This window comes from Pseudomonas sp. DrBHI1 (assembly GCF_002205115.1).
Classification (GTDB): domain Bacteria; phylum Pseudomonadota; class Gammaproteobacteria; order Pseudomonadales; family Pseudomonadaceae; genus Aquipseudomonas; species Aquipseudomonas mosselii.
Window position 1 is genome coordinate 99,692 of sequence record NZ_NIBE01000124.1, and the last position, 2,899, is coordinate 102,590.

Consider the following 2,899-nt stretch of genomic DNA (forward strand, 5'->3'; position numbering starts at 1 on the left):
GACCTCGACTGACTCCGGAGAACCCCATCGCGACCTGGCGAGGCTTTCACGCGAACTACTTAGTCTGACAACCTGATAAGCAGATTCACCGACAAGAATACCAAGGTACCCTGCATGACCTACGACTACTGCATCATCGGCGGCGGCATCGTCGGCCTCGCCACCGCGATGGCCCTGCTCGAACGACGCCCCGGCGCTTCGCTGCTGATCCTGGAAAAGGAAGCCAGCCTCGGCCGTCACCAGACCGGCCACAACAGCGGCGTGATCCATGCCGGCATCTACTACGCCCCCGGCAGCCTCAAAGCCGACCTGTGCAAGCGCGGCGCCCAGGCCACCAAGGATTTCTGCGGCGCGCACGGCATCGCCTTCGAGGTCTGCGGCAAGCTGCTGGTGGCCTCCAACGACCAGGAAGTGCAGCGCATGCAGGCGCTGTACGAGCGCTCGCAGCACAATGGCCTGAAGGTCGAGCGCCTGGATGCCGACGCCCTGCGCGAGCGGGAGCCGAACATCGTCGGCAAGGGCGCGTTGTTCCTCGATGCCACCGGAATCGTCGACTACCAGCAAGTGTGCGACGCCATGGCCAAGGTAATCCGCCAGGCCGGCGGCGAACTGCGCCTGTCCACCACCGTGCGCGCCATCCAGGAACATGGCGACCACGTCGCGATCAGCGCCGACGGCAACGCCTGGCGCGCCCGCCAGCTGGTGGCCTGTGCTGGCCTGCAGTCCGACCGCTTGGCGCGCCTGGCCGGGGTCAGGATCGACCATCAGATCATTCCCTTCCGCGGCGAGTACTACCGCCTGCCAGCGAGCAAGAGCCAGATCGTCAACCACCTGATCTACCCGATCCCCGACCCGGAGCTGCCGTTCCTCGGCGTGCACCTGACGCGGATGATCGACGGCAGCGTCACCGTCGGCCCCAACGCGGTGCTCGGCTTTGGTCGGGAGAACTACCGCAAGTTTTCGGTGAACTGGCGCGATGTCGCCGAGTACGCGCGCTTTCCGGGCTTCTGGAAAACCCTCTGGAACAACCTCGGTTCCGGCACCACCGAGATGAAGAATTCGCTGTTCAAGCGCGGCTATCTGGAGCAGTGCCGCAAGTATTGCCCGTCCCTCGAAGTCGAGGACCTGCTGCCCTATGAAGCCGGCATCCGCGCCCAGGCGGTGATGCGCGACGGCACCCTGGTGCACGACTTCCTGTTCGCCGAGACGCCACGCATGGTGCATGTGTGCAATGCGCCGTCGCCCGCCGCCACCTCGGCGATCCCCATCGGCCAGATGATCGCCGAGAAGATTCTCCAGGCCCACTGATCCACCCGCTGCATCCACAATTACAAAGACAACAAGGAAAACCTCAATGTCGGTACACGAAACGGCCCTGGCCGCGAGCGAAACCCCCGAACAGCAACGCAAGCGCCTGCGCAAGGTGGCGGCGGCGACCATCTTCGGCTCGATGCTGGAGTGGTACGACTTCTACCTCTACGCCACCATGGCGGCGATCGTCTTCTCGAAGATCTTCTTCGACCCGAGCAACCCGGCGGTGGCCTCGCTGCTGGCGTTCTCCACCTTCGCCATCGGCTTCATCGCCCGGCCCTTCGGCGGCGTGCTGTTCGGCTACCTGGGCGATCGCTTCGGGCGCAAGCACGTGCTGGTGATCACCTTTTGCATGATGGGCCTGTGCACCATGCTGATCGGCCTGATCCCCGGCTACGCCACCATCGGCATATGGGCGCCGATCCTGCTGGTGATCATCCGCATCATCCAGGGCCTGGGCGCCGGTGCCGAACTGTCCGGCGCGGCGGTGACCTCCTACGAGCACGCCAGCGAAGGCAAGCGCGGCAGCCAGGGCGCCTGGCCGGCGCTGGGGCTGAACCTGGGCCTGCTGCTGTCGTCGCTGACCGTGTACCTGTTGACCATGAACGGCAACGAGTTCCTGCTGGCCGGCGGCTGGCGCATCCCGTTCATCGCCAGCATCGCCCTGGTGGCGGTGGGCCTGTGGGTGCGCAAGAGCATCCCCGAGACCCCGGACTTCAAGGAGCTGGACAAGGACGACGACAAGCCGCAGGTGTCGCCGCTCAAGCTGCTGTTCCGGAACGACCTCAAAGGCCTGGCGGTGGTGTTCTTCGTGGCCGTGGGCTACAACGCCCTGAGCTACATCTTCAAGACTTTCTCGCTGGCCTACCTGACCCAGTTCAAGGGCGTCGAGGCCCACGTCACCTCGCTGTCGGTGACCTTGGCCAGCCTGGTGGCGATCTTTGCCGTGCCGTTCTTCGGCTGGCTGTGCGACAAGTGGAGCAGCAAGACCGTGCTGATGCTCGGCGGGTTGCTGTCGGCGCTGTTCGCCTTTCCGTTCCTGCAACTGCTGTCGACCGGCGAGCCGATGATGATCTACCTGGCCATTGCCGTGGGCACCGGGATCCTGGCGCCGATGATGTTCGCCCCGCAGGGCTCGTTCCTCAGCCGACAGTTCCCGACCCAGACCCGCTCGTCGGGGTTCGGCACCGGGCGCGAGGTCGGTACCGCCGTGGCCGGTGGCCTGGCGCCGCTGGGCGGGCTGGCGCTGGTGGCCGGGTCGGCGACTCACTCCACCGATGGCGTGGCGTTGATCCTCGCGGTGGCCGGGGTGCTGGTGGTGATGTTTGCGTTCCTTGACCAGGGCTGGCGGCATTCGAAGTCGAAGAATTAAGCGACACCAACGATCTTGATCTTGATCTTGATCTTGATCTTGATCTTGATCTTGATCTTGATCTTGATCTTGATCTTGATCTTGATCTTGATCTTGATCTTGCTTCTAAGTGCGCGATAGTTCAGGCGCCGCCAATTGCGACTTCAGGAGGCCGAGCGGAGTTCTTGCGGAGGGAGGTGACGGGCATGGATGCCCGTCAAGCGCTGCGCCCCAGGA

Annotated in this window: 2 protein-coding genes; both read left to right on the plus strand. The window is 64.3% G+C overall.

From position 1 onward, the window contains the following. The first annotated feature begins 114 nt into the window (after positions 1-114). Complete coding sequence (gene lhgO, locus CC207_RS23100) at positions 115-1,308, plus strand: L-2-hydroxyglutarate oxidase (RefSeq protein WP_088852828.1); 1,194 nt, start codon at positions 115-117, stop codon at positions 1,306-1,308. A gap of 46 nt (positions 1,309-1,354) precedes the next feature. After that, positions 1,355-2,683 carry an MFS transporter gene (locus tag CC207_RS23105; RefSeq protein ID WP_088852829.1) on the plus strand — a complete coding sequence of 443 codons (1,329 nt, stop codon included), beginning with the start codon at positions 1,355-1,357 and terminating at the stop codon, positions 2,681-2,683. Positions 2,684-2,899: the final 216 nt, after the last annotated feature.

What these genes read in the sequence shown, in the direction of transcription:
- lhgO (WP_088852828.1), top strand. Translation starts at nt 115, where the DNA reads ATGACCTACGACTACTGCATCATCGGCGGCGGCATCGTCGGCCTCGCC.
- CC207_RS23105 (WP_088852829.1), top strand. Translation starts at nt 1,355, where the DNA reads ATGTCGGTACACGAAACGGCCCTGGCCGCGAGCGAAACCCCCGAACAG.